General features: G+C 63.8%; 17 protein-coding genes. 8 read left to right on the forward strand and 9 right to left on the reverse strand.

Going from position 1 to position 18,533, the window contains the following annotated elements; genetic code table 11:
- Positions 1-71: 71 nt before the first annotated feature.
- Positions 72-323, reverse strand: a complete 252-nt coding sequence (locus AU198_RS14365) for a hypothetical protein (RefSeq protein ID WP_064348827.1) — start codon at positions 321-323, stop codon at positions 72-74.
- Between the two features lie 468 nt (positions 324-791).
- On the opposite strand from AU198_RS14365, the gene AU198_RS14370 reads away from it, so the two are divergent.
- A complete protein-coding gene (locus tag AU198_RS14370) occupies positions 792-1,598 on the forward strand; it encodes an LLM class flavin-dependent oxidoreductase (protein ID WP_064348887.1) in 807 nt (268 codons plus the stop codon).
- 19 nt (positions 1,599-1,617) lie between these two features.
- Here the strand turns inward: AU198_RS14370 and AU198_RS14375 are convergent, their stop codons facing one another.
- From AU198_RS14375 to AU198_RS14395, 4 genes are all read right to left on the reverse strand, one after another.
- On the reverse strand, positions 1,618-2,973 hold the full coding sequence (locus AU198_RS14375; RefSeq protein WP_064348828.1) for a tryptophan 2,3-dioxygenase family protein: 1,356 nt from the start codon (positions 2,971-2,973) through the stop codon (positions 1,618-1,620).
- A gap of 619 nt (positions 2,974-3,592) precedes the next feature.
- Positions 3,593-4,381: an alpha/beta fold hydrolase gene (locus AU198_RS14385; RefSeq protein ID WP_064348830.1), complete on the reverse strand. Its 789-nt coding sequence runs from the start codon at positions 4,379-4,381 to the stop codon at positions 3,593-3,595.
- A gap of 66 nt (positions 4,382-4,447) precedes the next feature.
- Positions 4,448-5,221 carry an SDR family NAD(P)-dependent oxidoreductase gene (locus AU198_RS14390; RefSeq protein ID WP_064348831.1) on the reverse strand — a complete coding sequence of 258 codons (774 nt, stop codon included), beginning with the start codon at positions 5,219-5,221 and terminating at the stop codon, positions 4,448-4,450.
- 264 nt (positions 5,222-5,485) lie between these two features.
- On the reverse strand, positions 5,486-6,049 hold the full coding sequence (locus AU198_RS14395) for a TetR/AcrR family transcriptional regulator (RefSeq protein WP_064348832.1): 564 nt from the start codon (positions 6,047-6,049) through the stop codon (positions 5,486-5,488).
- A 192-nt stretch (positions 6,050-6,241) separates the two neighbouring features.
- Here AU198_RS14395 and AU198_RS14400 point away from each other — a divergent pair, with 192 nt between their 5' ends.
- Genes AU198_RS14400 through AU198_RS14430 form a run of 7 tightly spaced genes read left to right on the forward strand, consistent with a single transcriptional unit; the run spans position 6,242 to position 15,023 of the window.
- Positions 6,242-7,456, forward strand: coding sequence for a cytochrome P450 (locus tag AU198_RS14400; RefSeq protein WP_064348833.1), 1,215 nt, complete (start codon positions 6,242-6,244; stop codon positions 7,454-7,456).
- Between the two features lie 43 nt (positions 7,457-7,499).
- The gene (locus AU198_RS14405) at positions 7,500-8,699 is read left to right on the forward strand and encodes an MCE family protein (protein ID WP_156431611.1); all 1,200 of its coding nucleotides are present in this window, start codon (positions 7,500-7,502) and stop codon (positions 8,697-8,699) included.
- On the forward strand, positions 8,699-9,730 hold the full coding sequence (locus AU198_RS14410) for an MCE family protein (RefSeq protein ID WP_064348834.1): 1,032 nt from the start codon (positions 8,699-8,701) through the stop codon (positions 9,728-9,730). The genes AU198_RS14405 and AU198_RS14410 overlap by 1 nt, the downstream gene beginning before the upstream one ends.
- Positions 9,720-10,790 (forward strand): MCE family protein, encoded by a 1,071-nt coding sequence (locus tag AU198_RS14415; RefSeq protein ID WP_064348835.1) that lies wholly within the window; start codon positions 9,720-9,722, stop codon positions 10,788-10,790. Before AU198_RS14410 ends, AU198_RS14415 begins: the two co-directional genes overlap by 11 nt.
- Complete coding sequence (locus tag AU198_RS14420) at positions 10,787-12,118, forward strand: MCE family protein (RefSeq protein WP_064348836.1); 1,332 nt, start codon at positions 10,787-10,789, stop codon at positions 12,116-12,118. Before AU198_RS14415 ends, AU198_RS14420 begins: the two co-directional genes overlap by 4 nt.
- On the forward strand, positions 12,115-13,305 hold the full coding sequence (locus AU198_RS14425; protein ID WP_064348837.1) for an MCE family protein: 1,191 nt from the start codon (positions 12,115-12,117) through the stop codon (positions 13,303-13,305). The genes AU198_RS14420 and AU198_RS14425 overlap by 4 nt, the downstream gene beginning before the upstream one ends.
- Entirely contained in the window at positions 13,305-15,023 is a 1,719-nt protein-coding gene (locus AU198_RS14430; RefSeq protein WP_064348838.1) for an MCE family protein, read from the forward strand. Before AU198_RS14425 ends, AU198_RS14430 begins: the two co-directional genes overlap by 1 nt.
- Positions 15,024-15,108: 85 nt before the next feature.
- On the opposite strand, the gene AU198_RS14435 is transcribed toward AU198_RS14430, so the two are convergent.
- From AU198_RS14435 to AU198_RS14450, 4 genes are all read right to left on the reverse strand, one after another.
- The gene (locus tag AU198_RS14435) at positions 15,109-15,420 is read right to left on the reverse strand and encodes a nuclear transport factor 2 family protein (RefSeq protein WP_286141471.1); all 312 of its coding nucleotides are present in this window, start codon (positions 15,418-15,420) and stop codon (positions 15,109-15,111) included.
- Between the two features lie 99 nt (positions 15,421-15,519).
- Positions 15,520-16,698 (reverse strand): thiolase family protein, encoded by a 1,179-nt coding sequence (locus AU198_RS14440; protein WP_064348839.1) that lies wholly within the window; start codon positions 16,696-16,698, stop codon positions 15,520-15,522.
- The gene (locus tag AU198_RS14445) at positions 16,698-17,120 is read right to left on the reverse strand and encodes a Zn-ribbon domain-containing OB-fold protein (RefSeq protein ID WP_064348889.1); all 423 of its coding nucleotides are present in this window, start codon (positions 17,118-17,120) and stop codon (positions 16,698-16,700) included. The genes AU198_RS14440 and AU198_RS14445 overlap by 1 nt, the downstream gene beginning before the upstream one ends.
- 17 nt (positions 17,121-17,137) lie before the next feature.
- Positions 17,138-18,520: an aromatic ring-hydroxylating oxygenase subunit alpha gene (locus tag AU198_RS14450; RefSeq protein WP_064348840.1), complete on the reverse strand. Its 1,383-nt coding sequence runs from the start codon at positions 18,518-18,520 to the stop codon at positions 17,138-17,140.
- Positions 18,521-18,533: the final 13 nt, after the last annotated feature.

An 18,533-nucleotide genomic window follows, 5' to 3' on the forward strand; every position in this document is an offset into this window, starting at 1 on the left:
CCCGAGTAGGTCTGGCTGACCTCTGACCCCGCCGCCTGCTTGAGGACGGCGGGGTCAGAGGTCAGCCAGACCTACTCGGGCGTGAGTTGTTCGGAGTCGGCGAACAGCAGTGTGCCCTCGTCGAGCATCACCGCCCACCGACGGGCGGGATCGGCGATGTGATTGGACCCGATATCGACGGGCACGGCGGTCATTTCACCGAAATCTTCGACGATGACGCCACGAGCCTCGGCGTCCGTGTCCGGGTTGACGCGGACACGGACGTCCACGGCCAACTCCGAGTCGTGGCCTTGCTCCCGATCGTCGACGCTTGGATCAGCCACCGTTGCCCCCTGACGCCCGTCAAGAATTTGCGTGGAGGTCAGTGAACCACGATCGCTCGCGAGCGGAGCACGGATTTCGGAAAGTTCTCAGTTTGCGAACGCCCGCGTTCGCATGGTGACTGAGGCGCTGCGTCAGGCGCGTTTCGATCCACTCAGTGAGTAAGCGCAGCGTCTCCGGCGTCTGATCGCTGATCTGACAACCGAGGAATAGACGCCATCGTCTCGGGATTCGACGTGGGGCTAGTCAACGAAGACCGCATCACCGATCTGTTCACCGTCATCACCCCGGCGCCGTCGTGATCCGGCGAGTAGGTGTCGGCGATCGCTGCTCTGCGACGATCGGGATCCCGATCGTTGAAGACACGCAGCAGGTTGCGCACTCGGACCACACACGTCGTCGTTTACACGGCTTCGCATCGTCCGCTCTCGGGGAGTGACAGGCCGCGAGATATGGAGGACGCTTACTCGATGAGAACAGTCGGCTCCGGACTATTCCTGCCCCCGTTCGAGGAGCTCGCCGATCCGCTCACGGTGGCGCACTTGGCCGCCGAGGCCGAAGAAGCGGGTTGGACTGGCGTATTCGTCTGGGACCACCTGCGATGGTGCGAACCGATATCGGCGATCGCAGACCCGTGGATCACGCTGGCGGCGATGGCGACCGTCACCTCCCGCATTCGGCTCGGGCCGATGGTGACGCCGCTTGCTCGGCGCCGACCGGCAAAGGTCGCAAAGGAAACCGCGTCTCTTGACCGCCTCAGTTCAGGTCGCCTGACACTCGGTGTGGGGCTGGGCAGTGACGCATACGGTGTCGAATACACCAAGACCGGTGAAGAGATCGACGACCGTGAGCGCGCCGCCATGCTCGATGAATCCCTCGAGGTGATCACCCGCGCCTGGACAGGCGAAGAGGTCGTTCACCGGGGCAAGCACTACACCGTCGACGGAGTGCGCTTCCTACCGCGACCGGTCCAACCGCGGATCCCAATATGGGTGGCAGGACTGATCCACAACCGTCGGCCGCGGCGCCGCGCCGCTCGCCACGACGGGTATTTTCCGGTATTCCTGGAAACTCCCGACCAGGTGGCCGATGCGGTCGCCGATATCAATGCGCTCAAACCGAGAGACGACTTCGATTTCGTAGTTCCCTTATCGCCTGGGACGGATCCGGCCCCCTACATTGCGGCGGGGGCGACATGGTGGGTCGTGGAATTCCCCTGGGCGTCGACAACTGTGGATTTGGTCCGGGGAGTGATCCGCGAGGGACCTTTGAGGTGAGCGGCCGGCCACCCACGGCTCAACTGACCTTCGAGCCTTCCAAGTAGTCGGCAAGCCGCCAGAAGAGCCGATTGTCCAAGCACTTGCGAAGGTACGGAACACCTTCGGTGTAACCGGAGCCGTGAGCCTCCCCGAGCATCCGCGCGGCAAGTGAGTGATGGGTGGCCTTCCAGCGCTGATGTCCGCCCTCGAGCTTGTTCAGCGCGGAGTCGAGGACGCTCCACTCGTCAGCCGTGAATGCGCCGTCGCGACGGGCATCCAGATAGGCCTGCGAAAAATCGTCGTGGCCTGCCACGGCATCGGCCTGCACCGCGGGCACGTTGGTGAAGGCGTCTGACTGAAGGCGTTCGGCCGACGGTGCGCCGCAGGCGATTTCGAAGCGCTTGTACTGTTCGGACTGGATCGCACTGGCACCCTGCGTGAACTCGCGGAAGGCGTGGAAATGCTCCGGGCGCATCGTGGCGACCAGTCGGAAGAGCATCGCCGCCCGCGGGTAGACCTTGTTCGCGTGCTCCAGGCTGGACACCGCGTCCTCGAAGCGACCATCGCGAAGCGCCGTCGTCGCCGCGCGCAGATTCGCGGCCAGCGTGGTGAAAACCATTTCGTGGGCCTGCAAGGACCGCATGAAAAAGTACTCGTCGTGGGCGACGTACACCGGCGCAATGGTCATATCGAACCATTTACCGGCCTGCGTTTCGGGAACGGCCGGCAAGGTTTCGAGCACCTCGGCGGGGCTCGGGTCGCGGCCGCCGTCATTGCTGACTGTGTCCCGGAAGCTCGCCAGGAAGCGCAGAGCGTGGGTGATGCGTTTACGCGACGTCGACGGGTCCGGACTGTCACCGTTGGGTTCTTCCGCGGCCGCGGTTTCGAATCTGACGACGTCTGCCATCAGGAGGGCCGACATGAGCTCAGGGTCGAGACCCGACGGCGCATCGGCGATGATCTTCTCCAGCAGCGGTAGTGCGAGGTATGTGCGGTTGTAGTAACGGCCTTCGAACTTGTCGAGCATGCTGTAGAGGAACCCGTCGAGAAAAGCATCGTACGTGCCATACTGACGCCGGATTTCGGTCAGCCGCAACAGGATTGGAACAGAAAGGAAGTGTTTCCCAACGGCACGAACATGATCGGAGATGAGCTTCGCCAAGGTCAAGCCGTCGGACGTGTCGCTCGCCGACCAACGATCGATCGCGTCGATCACAGGCTGATCGCGCCACAGGTCGGCAGGCGATCTCACCGTGGCGATCGAGCCGTCCGACTCTACGGGGACTTGTACCGCGAACGGGCACTTGACCGCCCTCGGCTGCGACAAGGCTGCGCCGGTGACCCGCTTGAGTGAGGGTCGCGTGGCGGTGGGTGCTTGTTCGTGGGTGACCATCTCTGCTCCTTGTCGTTGTTCCTGCGGCCTTCGACCGAACAAGGGGTTCAAGGAGAATCTTCGAATTTCCGCGGGCGTACCGTAATCGCCGCGAGGCTGTACTTCGGTCACGAATGGGAAGGGTTTCCTGTCCGATCGGTAAGCAGCGGACCGCGTACCCCCGGCCGTCGACCACCGCTGGACCCTTTCCGACCTCCGGCTGGGTCAGAGCTCGTAGCCCCAGAAATCTCCCTGTCGGTAGCCTCTATGAATTCCAAATTTGGTGGGGGAAGGGATCAGCCTCGGGTAGCGCTGCTGTTAGAGCGATGGCGCAGCCCGCAAACGTCGTCACCGCTGCTTGCTGCCAATCCGTGGTCTCGTTCGACATCTTCGGCGTTGCAGCGAGGCTCACCGCGGACCACCGGGTGCGGGACGGCGGACTTCAGCTCGTGCAGAGGGCGCCAGCCGACGCTGCCCGGTGTACCGATCGCAACCCGCACACCCACCGGTTGCACGTCCCGGTGGCTGAGCCGACGCAGCACCCATACCCACGCAACACCCAGGCCTTGCCTTCTGTCGTTGAGGGAGCCGCGCGGTGACGGATTCGGAGACACTTACTGACATTCGGCATCGGTGGCACTCAGATGGCGTCGTAGAAGTCGGCAATCAACGCGGTGATCTCCTCGGCCTGTTCGATCTGCGGGAAGTGGCCAGCACCGGGCAACACCACCGCGGTGGCCCGTGGCACATGCGCGAGGACCAGATCAATCCAGGCTGAAGTCTGTCCCGTATCGAGCGAGACACGCTCGCGTGCCGCGTCGAGTGTGGTGCATTGAATCGCCAGCAGCGGAACCCGCACAGAGTCCAGTGCACTCTCCACTTCCCCGGCGTCCCAACCGGCCAGGCTTGTCAGCAGCTTCCTGCCGAACGGCGCGGGAAAGCCGAGCCCTCGATCGACGATCCGGTTCGCCAGAACGGGATCGCTGGACGGGACGAACATCGATTCGAAAAACCACTTCATGAATCGCCCGTAGCCATCCCCCGTGAGTTCATCGGACATGGCCCGCTCGGCGACTGCAGGGTCACCGTCGGCGATCCGGCTGCCGTCGACGAGTACGAGCCCGGCCACGGCGCCGGGCTGTGCCCGGTACGCCTCGAGAGCCACGCGACACCCCATGCTGTGGCCCACGACGATCGCCGGCGGCATCGACGACTCCGTCATGGCTCGGGCCACCGCAGCGCCGTACGCCTCGATGGTGCAGTCCTTGGCTGTGCCCGGGCTTGAGCCGTGCCCGGGCAGCTCGCACACGACGACGGTGGTCCTTGTCTTGAACCAGTCGACCTGGGCCTGCCAGTCCGTGGCATCGCAGGCAAGCCCGTGCACGAAGACCAAGGGTGGGCCGCCAGAGCCGGTTCGTGTCACGTTCATCCTCGGATCTCCTTTGCTCGAGCGGAACCCCTTCTCTATCGATGTGCGGGGGCGGGGGGTCGACCACTATTGCGCTAGGTAGCCCCCGTCGACGGGTAGCACGGCACCGGTGATGAACGAGGCGTCGTCGGAGGCGAGAAAGGCGATTGCGCTCGCGACTTCGGCCGGCTCGCCGATACGGCCGATCGGGTGCATGCGCTCGATCGCCGCCAGGTACTCCGAGCCACCCGGCTCATTCGGAAGCTGCTTGACTCGCTCGGTTCGAATCGTCCCGGGCGCAACGGCATTGACTCTGATCCCGCGATCGGCCCACTCGACCGCCAGATGCTTGGTCATGCCGGTGGCGATGAACTTGGCGGGCCCGTACGCCGCCTGCCGCTTCTGCCCTGCCAGTCCGGAGATCGAGGAGAGGCAGACGATGGCGCCGCCCCCGGTGGTCAACATCGACTCGATCGCGAACTTGCAGGTCAAGAACATCCCGCGCCCGTCGATGGCCATGACCTCGTCCCAGTCGGCGGCTGACACCTCCAGCGCATCGCCGAGCGGGATGATTCCGGCGTTGGCGACAAGCACGTCGAGCCGTCCGTAGCGGCCGACGGCAGCCGTGACCATCCGCTTCGCGTCGTCGGCGACCGAGACGTCACCGACGACCGTCTCGACTTCCGTTCCGGTCTCTCGCAGTTCGTCGGCGAGCGCAAGCAGCGGTTCACTTTGAATGTCGGTCACTGTCAACCGGGCTCCCTCGCCCGCGAAGCGCACCGCCGTCGCCCAGCCGATGCCGAACGCCGCCCCGGTGATCACGGTGGACTTTCCTTCGAGACGTCCGAGTTCCTGGGTCACAGCTCACCCATCGCCTTCGTCAACATCGCTGAAAGCCTCCCTAGTGCGCCGACGTCGCCGATCCGATAGCTGTCAAGCTCGACCTCGCGGTCACGCGATCTGAAACGGAAATCCCTGGGCGACACCGTGATCGGGGCAGTCGTCTCGGGTTGGACGCGCAAAGCCTATGTCCACACGCCGGAGGTGCCGGTCGAAATGGCCAAATTGGTAGGCAGCACCGCGCTCGGCGGCAACCACTCGCCAGCGCGTACCTCACCTCTCAGGTCAGGACTGCTGGGCGTCCTGACGGTAGGGCGGACCGAGGAATCGCTGCAGCATCCGGTACTCGGCGTCGGGATCCTTCATGGGCCAACTCCAGAGCGCCAAAAAGACCCGAATCAGCCACTGCTCCGCAAGGGGGTCGGGATCCTCGAGTCCAAGCATCTCGGCGGCAAACTGCGCGATGACCTCAGACGTCGTCAGCCAGTCGGTTTCGGTGGGCGGATGGGCGGAGCGGAGCGCGTTGGTCAACGGGTCGGACCGGGCCCGCTCCAACGCCAACGCCGTCGCCTCCACCACCCGCTCCGCACCGGAGAGGCCGCGGATGGCTTCGCGCACGGTCTCGACCGTGCGGGCCGCGTGGATGGCGACAACGGCGTCGCGGATCGCGGTCTTGCCGCCGGCGTGCCGGTAGATCGTGGCAGGCGAGCAGTGCACTTGCGCAGCCAGCGCGTCGATGGTGAACGCCTCCCATCCACGACGGGCGATCAGATCGGCGGCAGCGGCGTGTATGCGTCTGGTCGCTTCGGAGGCTCGATCTCGACCGACCAGCCAATCAGTACCAGCCACCGCACGCGTCTCCTGTCGCCGACAGCCTTAGGGCTCTATCTCTCAGGATGAGAAAGACAGCGCCGATTCTCTCATGGAATGCGCAGTTCAGGGGTCGTCCGTGAGAAGGTCTTGCCCGACCGCGCCACGGGGAGCATGTCAACTTCCTTCGGCGCCGTTGACGGCCTCGGCCACAAGACGAACGCTAGGACCGTGGCGATCTTGGATGACCCTGCTCAGTTCTTCGGAAATGCCGCCATCCAGGACCCGTATCCGCTCTACGAGCAGATGCGGTCAGAAGCACCGGTGCACCGCATCGGCGAGTCCGATTTCTACGCGGTCTGCGGCTGGGACGCGCTCGTCGAGGCGACCAACCGGGTGCAGGATTTCTCCTCGAATCTCACCGCAACCGTGGTCTACGACCACAGCGGCGCGGTGAACCCGTTCCCGATGATGCCGCTCGGCGACCCGGCGCACGCGCTCGCCACCGCAGACGATCCCGCACACGCCGTGCATCGCAAGATTCTGCTGCCGCACCTGTCGGCTAGACGAGTCCAGGTGATCGAGGAGTTCGCGGAAGAGACTGCGCACCAGCTGTGGACGGAGTCGGTGGACGACGGACGAATCGAATGGATGAGCGCCATCGCCAACCGGCTCCCGATGAAGGTGGTCGCTCAACTGCTCGGCCTGCCCCACGACGATGTGGACAAACTCATCAGGCTGGGATACGCCACCACCACGTTGCTCGACGGGATCGTCACCCCTGAGCAACTCGAAGCCGCCGGTCTGGCGGCAATGGAACTGGGCGGCTATGTGCTGGAACACTTCGAAGCGGCGGGCAGGGATCCACAACCGGGACTGATCAGCGATCTCGCTGCACGTTGCGCCTCCGGCGAGGTGGAACAGCCCGTCGCGTTGAGCATCATGCTCACGCTCTTCAGCGCCGCCGGGGAATCCACGGCCTCGCTGCTCGGCAGCGCCGCATGGATTCTCGTCAGCCAACCCGACATACAGAAACAGGTCCGCGAAGATCGTGACCTCCTCGTGCCCTTCATCGAGGAGACGCTGCGATACGAGCCTCCATTCCGTGGCCACTACCGCCACGTTCTGCACAACACCACGCTGGGCGGGGTCGACCTCCCCGCCAACTCACATCTGCTGCTGTTGTGGGGCGCCGCCAATCGCGATGCCGCACAATTCGATTCACCGCACGAGTTCCGGCTCGACCGCGGCAGCGGCAAGGGCCACGTCACGTTCGGCAAGGGTGCTCATTTCTGCGTAGGCGCAGCGCTTGCCCGGCTCGAGGCGCGGATCGTCCTGCGCATGCTGCTCGAACGGACCGAATGGATCGAGGCTGTCGACGTGGGTGACTGGCTGACCAGCATCCTGGTCCGCAGATTGGAACGTCTGGAACTGGCAGTCCGATGATCACAGTTCAACTCCCGCCGAATCCCGCGCAGGATGCAGGGCGTTGATCAAGATCCACCGCAAGAGAGCGCTGCGGATAGCGGCGCTCATCATGGCCGCGGTGTTCGCAGTGATCTCATCGCTGACTTACCTTGCGTACTCGGGGGCGTTCATTGCCGTCGACACCGTCACAGTGACCTCGGCGCGGGCCGGTCTCGTGATGGACCGCGATGCCAAGGTCAAGTACCTGGGAGTCGAAGTCGGCAAAGTGTCCTCGATCGAATACGACGGCGCACAGGCGGAACTGACATTGGAGATCCGCCGCGATCAGATGGACTACATCCCTTCCAACGTCACCGTCCGTATCGCCAGCAACACCGTGTTCGGCGCGAAATCCGTTGACTTCCTCAGCCCGACGATTCCCGACAAGAGCGCACTCGCGGCCAACTCACACCTGCACGCCGCCGAGGTCGCCGTCGAAGCCAACACGCTCTTCGAAACGCTTGTCAACACTCTGAAGAAGATCGATCCGGTGGAGCTGAACGCCACCATGACCGCAATCGGCGAAGGGTTGCGCGGAAACGGGAGGGACATCGGGACCACGATCTCGACGTTCACCGACTACATGGGAACGTTCAACCCGCACCTGCCCACCCTCCAGTCGGGTGTTCAAAAGGTCGGCGAAGTCGCCGATATCTACGCAGAAGCGACGCCGGACCTACTGACCTTGTTCGACAACACCGAATCGATCAGCAACACCATTGTCGACCAGCAGGAGAACCTGGCTACGACGTTGATGGCGGCGGTCGGGCTGGGGAACACCGCATCGGACGTGCTCGAGCCCTCGCAGAGCGACTTGATCGCCGCGGTTCAGCGGTTGCGGGCCCCATTGAAGGTCCTGGGCGACTACTCCCCTCAATTGGGTTGCCTGCTCGACGGTTTGGCGACCACGCTCAAGGAATTCGCTCCCGCTTGGGGCGGCACTGTGCCCGGGGTCTTCATGAACGCCTTCTTCATACCCGGCGTCGCGCCGTACACCTACCCCGAGAGCCTGCCCATCGTCAACGCGTCCGGCGGCCCCAATTGTCGGGGGTTGCCGAATCTGCCCGGAAAGATGAAGAACGGATCGTGGTTTCGGCCGCAGTTCCTGGTGACGGACAACGCCTACATTCCCTACCAGCCCAACACCGAGCTGCAATTCGATCCGTTGACGACGTTCCAGTTTCTGTTCAACGGCGCCTATGCCGAGCGAGACGATTACTGATGCCGAGGGACCGACTCGGCATGAAGGTTGCAGCCTTCACCGTTGTGATGCTGCTCGTCCTCGGCCTTCTCGTCATGACCTTCGGAAAGTTCCGGCTGGGCTCGACAGTGTCCTATCGTGCGGAGTTCGACTCGGTATCACGCCTGAAGCCCGGCCAAGACGTACGTGTCGCAGGCATCCCCGTCGGGTCCGTCACCGACATCGCCATCAACGGCGACCATGTCGACGTCGAATTCGCGATCGACAAGACATACCGGATATACAGCTCGACCCGTGCCGCGATTCGATACGAAGACCTGGTCGGCAACCGCTACCTCGAAATCACCACTGGCTCAGGGGAACTGCGGCCGCTGACACCCGGCGATACCATTCCGCGCTCGAACACCGTGCCGGCAGTGGACCTCGACGCTCTGCTTGGGGGTTTGCGCCCGGTCCTCAAAGGCCTCGACGCGAACAAGGTCAACGAGGTCAGCAACGCGATCATCGAACTACTCCAAGGCAACGGCGGCACCCTGGCCAAAGTCCTGTCCGATACCGACTCCTTCACCCGAACACTGGCGGGACGCGACCAGTTGATCGGCGAAGTCATCGACAATCTCAACACCGTACTCACGTCGATCGATGACAAAGGGGCACAGCTGGACACGAGTATCGATCAACTGCAGCAACTGACCACAACCCTATCGGAGGGTCGCGGCCCGATTGCGGGGGCGATCCAGCCGCTCGCCTCCGCGCAGGCCGACCTCACCGATCTGTTGACCTCGTCGCGGCGTCCTCTGCAGGGGGTGATCGAAAATGCGCGCCCCCTGGCGACCGTTCTCGATGACCGGAAGGACGAGGTCAACGCCGTGATCGAACCCCTCGCCGAAAACTACCTGCGACTCAGCGCGCTCGGTCAATACGGCGCCTTCTTCAACATCTTCTTCTGCGCGGTGAAACTCAAGATAAACGGTCCCGCGGGGAGCGACATCTTGATTCCGCTACTCGGGCCGACGGATTCGTCAAAGGGACGGTGCTCCGATGACGGTTGAGGAGCGGGGTCGCCGAAACCCCCTACGCACAGGCATTTTCGGAATCATTCTCGTCATCCTGCTGGTGCTCGTTTCATTCGGTTACTCAACACTGCCCTTCATGCCGCAGGGAAAGGTCTACACCGCTTACTTCGCCAACGCCGCCGGAGTCACCAGTGGCAGCGATGTGCAGATCTACGGTTACAACGTCGGCAAAGTGAGCTCCGTCGACCTCGACGTGAGCGCCCGCGCCGCAAAGGTGCTTTTCACCGTCGACCGCGATCTGCGTCTCGGCGACCAGACGCTGGTGGCGATCAAGACCGACACCGTTCTCGGCCAACGGATCCTGGCGGTCACCCCGGGTGGTGCAGGGTCGGTCGACACCGTGCCGCTCGGACGCACGACAACCCCGTACACCTTGCCCGACGCGTTACAGGATCTGGGAAACTCCGCAGCCGAGTTGGACACCGACACCTTCGAAACCGCGCTGCAAACTCTGACCGCCACGATGCGCGACGCCACCCCCCAACTGCGTAGCGCACTCGACGGCGTGGCCGCGCTTTCCCGCAGCATCAACGCCCGCGACGAGGATCTCGCCGATTTACTGGCTCACGCGAAGTCGCTGTCGGCCATCCTGGCCACTCGTTCCCGTCAACTGAATCAGCTGATCACCGACGGTAACGCGCTGTTCGCCGAGCTGAGTGCACAGCGCACCGCGCTCGCCTCACTCGTCGCGGGAATCGGCGATGTGTCGCGGCAAATATCGGGGTTCGTCGCCGACAACCGTCGTGAATTCGGTCCCGCGCTGGCCAAGCTCAACCTCGTGCTCGAAAATCTGAACTCCCGCCGCGCCCATCTCGACGAGGCGCTCAAGCGGCTTCCTGCCTTCTCCACGACACTGGGTGAAGTTGTGGGGTCCGGCCCGGGCTTTTCCGTCAACGTCTGGGGTGTGCCGACTCCTGCCGTCGCCGGCGTGCTGTTGGACACCTACTTCCAGCCGGGCAAGCTGCCCGACAGTCTGGCCGACATGCTCCGCGGATTCATTCGGGAGCGACTCGTGATCAGGCCGAAAACGCCATGACTGCGCTCGGACTCGCCCACCCCCGACGATGGCCCCGGGCTGTGCTCGCCGCAGTGCTGACCGTGACACTCATCGCAGGGGTGTACACAGTATGGCCGCGCGCGCAGCAGCGGAGCATCACGGGTTTGTTCTCCTCGGCGGTGGGACTGTACGTCGGCGACGAAGTGAAGGTTGCCGGAGTCACCATCGGTCGGATCACCGGAATCGAACCAGGCCCAGAGCACACCAGGGTGGCGATGAGTGTCGAGGCGGGAGTCCCCATTCCGGCCGATGCCACCGCACTGATTGTTTCGCCGAATCTGGTCTCCGCTCGGTTCGTGGAATTCGCGCCGATCTACGACGGCGGCCCGACGCTGTCCGACAACGCAGTCGTTGGGCTCGATCGGACCGCGGTACCGATCGAATGGGATCAGGTCAAAGACGAACTGACCAAGTTGTCCGCGCAGCTTGGACCCAGACCAGGCTCGGCGCAGGGGCCACTGAGCGAGTTGATCAACCAAGCCGCAGACACTTTCGACGGTTCCGGTGAGTCATTCAGAAGTGCAGTCCGTGAACTATCGCAAGTGGCAGGGCGTCTCGGCGATTCGCGTGCCGACATCTTCGACACCGTGAAGAACCTGCACATCGTGGTGAACGCCCTGGCGGAGAGCAACGAACAGATCGTGGCGTTCACATCTCACGTCGCGTCGGTGTCTCAAGTGCTCGCGGACAGTTCCCTCGACATCGATCAGGCGCTGGCCTCTCTGAACAATGCACTCTCCGACGTCCGGGGCCTGCTCAGTGACAACAACGACGCATTGATCGGCCAGATCGACCGACTCGCCGACTTCACCAGCCTGCTGAACGAACGCAGCGACGATATCGAACAAGTTCTGCACCTGGCGCCGACGGCGCTGGCCAACTTCTACAACATCTACAATCCGGCCCAGGCGTCGTTGGCGGGAATCGTGACGTTGCCCAATTTCGGAAACCCGGTACAACTGATGTGCGCGGGAATGTTCGAGACCGCCGAGACACCAGAGAATTACAAGCGCGCGGAGATCTGCCGTCAGCGGATGGCGCCGGTGGTCAAGCGGCTCCAGATGAACTATCCGCCGTTCCTGTTTCGCCCGATAACCAGCATCACGGCGTACAAGGGGCAGATCATCTATGACACACCGCAGACGGAAGCCAAAGCGCAGACGCCGATTGCACAACTGCAATGGCACCCGCTGCCCGGGGTGACTCCACCCTCGATACCGCCCGACGCCGATCTGAGTTCGCTCATGGTGCCGGACGCACCAACCGCGCCCCACCAGCCCGACGGACAGGCGGGAGCCGGCAGATGACCAACCGACACCTCCACAGATGGGCGCGGCGAGCGACGGCGATCGGGTCACTCGCGGTGGTGGTCTCGGCATGCCAATTCAATGGGTTGAACTCATTGAACATGCCCGGCACCGCGGGCCATGGCGACGGTTCGTTCACCGTATCGGTCGAGCTACCCGATATTTCGTCGCTGCCACAGAATTCCCCCGTCAAGGTGGACGACGTGACCGTCGGCAGTGTGTCAGGTATCAAGCCCGTGCAGCGTGACGACGGCACGTTCTATGCGCTGGTGCAGCTGTCCCTCGACGGCTCGGTGCATCTGCCCGCCAACGCCACTGCGACCGTCGGTCAAACATCTCTGCTGGGTTCGCGGCATTTGGAACTGGCCGAACCCGTCGCCGAACGACCCATCGGCTCCCTGGGCCCGAATTCCCGGATCGGCATTGAAAACACCGGCAATTATCCGAGCACCGAGGATGTGCTGTCGTCCCTGGCCATCGTCGTCAACAACGGTAACCTCGGTGTGCTGCAGGATATTACGGATGAGACGTACGCTGCCATTGCCGGGCGCGCCGGTCGGTTCGCCGCGTTCCTGCCCAGACTCGCCGAATTGGCCGCAGGTTTGAATGCTCAGGCACGCGACATCGCAACGGCGATGGAGAAGGTCGATCGCCTAGCAGGTCGACTCGCCGCTGGTAGGGACAGGATCGAGCGCGCACTGGCGACGCTCCCGTCGGCCGCGCGCGTACTCAACGACAACGGCCACCGCATCGTTGATGCCTTTGCGGCTCTGAAGCGGCTCGCTGACGTCTCCGCCCCCCTCTTGGCCCAGACGAAAGCGGACTTCGCCGCTGATCTCGTCCACGCTTATGCCTTGGTCAAGGCTCTCAGCGACAACGCCGAAACGCTCGTCGACGCGTTGCCGATCCTGCCTGCGTTTCCGATACCGCTCAACGAGGGACTGCCGCGGGCAGTCAGGGGCGACTTCCTCAACGTCTTCGCCACGTTTGACCTCACGGTGCGGCGGATGGGTGAGAATTTCTTCACGACAAGCACTCTCGATCCCAACATGAAACGTCTTTCTGAAGTCGTCTCCGTCCCCGATTACCTCGTCGGAGCGACATCGTCGTTGTCCGGGCAGGCTGCCGATCCGTTCAAGATCCCGCCCCTCAATCCACCCGATCCCCAGTCTGCAGGCCAACCCTGATGCTCACTCCCCTCGTCCGCCTGCAACTGACCATCTTCTCTCTGGTCGCGCTCGTCAGTGTGTTCGTGATCGCGGTGTTCTACGTGCAGTTGCCGAAGGCTTTCGGCCTCGGAACCTACACCGTGACGGCCAATTTCGTGGCCAGTGGCGGTCTGTATACGAATGCGAACGTCGCCTACCGCGGGACGACCATCGGCAAGGTCACATCGGTCTCGCTGACCCACGACAACGATGTCCTGGTCGAGATGCGGATCGACGACGCCATGAAGGTTCCCGACGACGTCGACGCCTACGTCAAGAGTGTCTCGGCCATCGGCGAGCTGTACGTCGATCTGGTGCCGCCGCCGAATGCGTCGACGGATTTCCTGGGTGACGATGGGCACATCGACCGCGACCGCACGCACATCAGCGGCGACATCGCCGGCCTGCTGCGCGAGGCGCAAAGCCTGGTCGATTCGCTTGATCGAAGCCGGTTGCGGGACGTATTGAGGGAGGCATTCACAGCTTTCGACGGGTCGGGTCCGGAGCTCGCGCGGCTCATCGAATCGTCACGGTCGCTGATCGAAGAAGCCGACAACACGTCCAGTGAGACAATTGAGCTCCTCGAACAATCTCAACCGCTGCTCGACGCCCAACGTGCGTCCGGGCAGAACATCAGATCGGTGGCAGATGGCTTGGCACGCCTCACGACTCATCTTCGCGAAGCCGACCCAGAGATACGCGCCGTTCTGCAGTCGGCTCCCGGCGCCACCGACGAAGCAACTGCCCTCTTCGAAGGTATCCGTCCCACGTTTCCGGTGCTGGCCGCGAACCTCGCCAACGCCGGCCGTGTCGGCGTCATCTATCACAAGTCGATCGAACAGGTTCTGGTGATCATGCCTGCCCTTGCCGCGGCAGTCATCACGATCGCCAATCAGTACCCGGCGGACGAAGGCGCCAAGGCGGACTTCAAGCTGAATTTCGGTGATCCGCCGCCGTGTATCACCGGGTTCGTGCCTCCGGCCGAAATACGCTCACCCGCCGACACCACGCTTCGCGACGTCCCCAAAGACATGTACTGCAAGGTCCCGCACAACGATCCGACAGTCGTTCGCGGCGCACGCAACTATCCCTGCCAGGAATTCCCCGGCAAACGGGCGCCGACGGTGCAGCTCTGCCGCGATCCGCGGGGGTATTTGCCGGTCGGAAGCAACCCATGGCGTGGACCGCCGGTGCCGGTGGGAACACCGGTGACCGATCCGCGAATGACTCTGCCGCAGAACAAGTATCCGTACATCCCGCCGCAAGCGGACTACGATCCCGGGCCACCTGCCGTGCAGCTTCCGCCAGGTGTGCCGCCCGGCCCGGGGCCGGCACTGACCGCGCCGTATCCGACGCAGGTCCCGCCGGTGACCCCCGGACCACCTCCACCGCCTCTACCATTTCAGCCGCCGCCCGACCAGGTGATCCCGCCATACGTCCGGCCGTCGGCGCCACCCGCTCCTGTAGCTCCAAACCCCACAGCGCCGCCTGCTCCCAGCAACGACCCGTTACCGGCTGAAGCCGGATCGGCGGGAGCAACCCAACCACAGGCGGGCGCCGCCGTGACGACCTACGATCCGACGACCGGTAAGTTTCTCGACCCGTACGCCGGAATCAGCCTCTACGCCAGTGGCTTAGCTAAGAGGGCCATAGCCGAGAATTGGGTGGACCTCATGACCTATCCCCGCCTCACTTGACGTCAGCGAGACCCCATCAGTCGACGTCGATGAGAAGGTGGGTGAGCCGAAGCTCCGCGATACGCCACACTCCGTCGCGTCGCACCTATCGGTCATGGTAGTGACCGTAGGCAGTCGACCCCGTCCCGTTGTTCCACTTCACTGGCTCTTGAGCCGCCCAGATCACGCGGGCCCCATCCCCGTCGAGGTGAAACTCCGGGCTGTGCACCTGATGGACCGTGACCGCATCTTTCACAGACGTCTGCACTGCTTCGAGCGTGGCGCCGCGTCCGACGATCGGCGGCACGTCATCGCCGCCGCCCAAATCGAACACGATGTCGTCGATCATCAGCTCAGCCAATCCGGCCCAGTCCTTGGTGTCCATCAGCCGGCAGTATCTCGATCTGGCCTGCTCCAGCTCGAAACACGTCTATAGGTCGATGTGCAAAGTGGCACCTCTACGTTGACGAGAACATGCCTGAGGGCAGTCGAAGCACGCGTGGGATCTTCTGCTCTCCTACAGCGTCCGTCGCAGCAGCATGGTTGTCGTTCCACTGTTGGCAGCCCCGACCCCCACCGCTGCCAGTGATACGTCGTCAACCTGCCGGCCGCTTGCCTCGGCCCGGATCTGCAAACACGCCTCGTGCAGGTGACCGAACCCGTGCAGCCGTCCTCCGGACAATTGGCCGCCCGCAGTGTTGATCGGCAGGTCACCGCCGAGCGAGATGCGTGCCGGGTCGGCAATGAAGTCGCCGGATTCGCCCACCTTGCAGAAGCCGAAATCTTCCAACCAGCACAGCACGAATACGCTGAACCCGTCGTACAGCGAGGCGTAATCAACGTCGAACACGGTGAAATCCGTTCGGTCCCAGATGGTCGACCAACGCGAGCTGATCCGGGTGATGTCCTCGCCGCCCTCCCAGGTGAAGCGGTCGTGATGAGCGCAGTCCAGCGACTCGACCGTGACCGCGGGGTGGTCCAGTGCTCGAGCGTGCTCGGCCCGCGAGATGACGAAGGCGGTCGCTCCGTCGCAGGCGATGTCGCAGTCGTACATGCACAGCGGCTCCGACACCATCCGCGCATTCAGGTAGGTATCGAGATCGAGCTGATCGGTGTATATCGCCGACGGGTTTCGTTGCGCATTGGCGCGCTGGACAATCGCAATCGATGCGAGCTGTTCGCGCGTGAGGCCGTATCGAATCATCCTGGCGCGCATTTGCATTGCAGCCAGATTGGCCGCGGTGGCGCCGTAGGGCAGCTGCCAGGCCATCATCCCGCTCGGCCGACCACCCCGCGCCCCGTAGCCCTGCCGTCGGCCCGCACCCTGGGCGGTGCCCTCCCAGATGCTGCGCCAGCACAGCACATGGTTGGCCATGCCACCGGCGACGGCGAGCATCGCATCGACCACGGCGCCCAGCTGACCGGGAGACTCCACCCCTCCGGCTACCCAATTCGGCTTGACGCCGAGCGCGTCGTGAATGTCGCGCAGCGACGCCCCCGAGAACCCCGGACCGGCCTGGGACGCACCCGGATACGTCGTCAACCCGTCGATGTCGGCGAGGGTGAGTCCTGCATCTGCGACGGCGGCCAGGCACGCGTCGGCGGTGAGTTGCAGGGCGTCTCGGCCCAGCCGCCGACCGATCTCGGATTGGCCGACCCCACTGATGACGACCTTGTCGGCAAGCGGTGAACCCATCAGAGGTCCGGTTCGAACATCGGGATGAACACCTCGTCGTCGCCGTCGGTGTGCCGTTGGAACGTGACGTGCACCGGCAGTCCGACAGTGACGTCTTCCGGCCGCACGTTCACGATGTTCGTCAGCACCCGAACGCGACTGTCCTCAACCGGATTCACGAACGCCACCAGGTAGGGCGGCGCGAAACCCGGGAAGAACGGATGCTCGTTGACCGTCCACGTTTCGACGCTTCCCCGGCCGCTGAGCGTCGCGTACTCGAGAACGCCGTGATCGTGCGGGCAACGCAGGGCCGGCGGATGGACCAGACGCTCGCAGTCGAGGCAGCGTTGCAGCCGCCACGTGCCGTCGGCGCCGCCCGTCCAATACGGCCGGTTCAGCTCGGTGAGCAGCGGCACCGGCCGCTGCTGTATCGCGTCATTCATCACCGTCGCCCCGGCACTCACCGCTCGTCGGCGCCGAAGAGGAACCGATCGGCGATTGCATGCTCGTTGCGGATCGTCATCTCCTGGGCGGTGTTCAGCCAGAGCCCCTCGAAGCCGTTCGAGTGCATGCCCGCGTGAATCGCGGCGATGTTCTGCAGGTCCTGCGTCGGCAGTTCACCCCAGCCGTCATGATCTTGCCAGCGCTCGAACTCCTGCCAGTCGGTGTCGGGGACCTCACCGGGAGCGAAGTGTTCGAGCGTGAACATCTCGAAGGTGCACTTGTTCGGATCCGTCGCGTCGGGCAGCATCCGGTACCCGAGCAGACACGACTTCTCGACGAGGATGACCAACGTGGGAAAGATGTGCCAGTCGCCGTTGCCCGCGAAATACTCCTCCATCGACATCCGCGGGAAGTCCACACCTTCGGCCAGCGCCAGTTCCTCGCACATTTGGTGGTAAAGGACGAACGGCGGAATCTCGCTGGGCTCCATCGTCGCCAACCGCTGCGCGGCTCGGTAATCGCGCTCGGTGACAAGCGCGTTCACGCCGAGGTAGTTGTACTGCATCGCGTTCGCGAACACCTCCGGGCGGGAGGACTGCTGCTGACGGCCCTTGTCGCGTTCGGTGGTCTCGGGACGCTGCGTGTAGATGAACCGGGAGTGGTTCTTGTACGCGATTGTCGGCGTGTAGGGCGCGTAGACGTACTCCTGGGGTTGTGCGGGCTCGGTGGTCGGGTGAGGAGTCTTGGCGGTGCGCAACGTCTGCGGATGCGTGCCGGGCGTGTGGTAGCCCTCGATGAACGCATCGATGACGGTCTTGTAGTTGGCCGGCAGTGTCGTCCGCTTACGCCACCCATATCGCATGTCCTGCAGGCGAAACGGGGCCAGTGCGGTGGGCAGCGGATCAAGCCAGTCGAGCAGGTCCGGCGGATCGGACGCCATGCTGATGAAAACCCAACCGCCCCAGCTCCCGACATGGACCGGCGTCAGCCCCCACTGTTCGCGCGGCCGAGGGGCGAACTCCTCACGGCACGGCACAAAGGAGGACCGGCCGTCCAACGAGTAGCGCCAGCCGTGAAATCCGCACCGCAGGTCGCCCTCGGTCGCGGTGCCGGTACCGCAGACGAGCTTCATCCCGCGGTGTACGCATGAGTTGTAGAACGCCTTGATGCTGCGATCCTTCTGGCGCACCACCACGATCGACTGCCTGCCGATGCGGTACTCGTAGTAGCAGCCGGGGTCGGGTATCTCCTCCTCGCGGCAGGCGGGCTGCCAGACCGAAGAGAAGAGCCGGTCGAGTTCGAGTTGCAGGAACTCCGGGTCGATGTAGCGGCTCTTGGGGACGAAAGTCTCGCCGCAGGCGTATTTCTGCGGTACGCGGTGGGTCGTCAGCTCAGTCATTCGTCACCTCCCC

The organism is Mycobacterium sp. GA-1199 (assembly GCF_001500045.1).
Taxonomy (GTDB): domain Bacteria; phylum Actinomycetota; class Actinomycetes; order Mycobacteriales; family Mycobacteriaceae; genus Mycobacterium.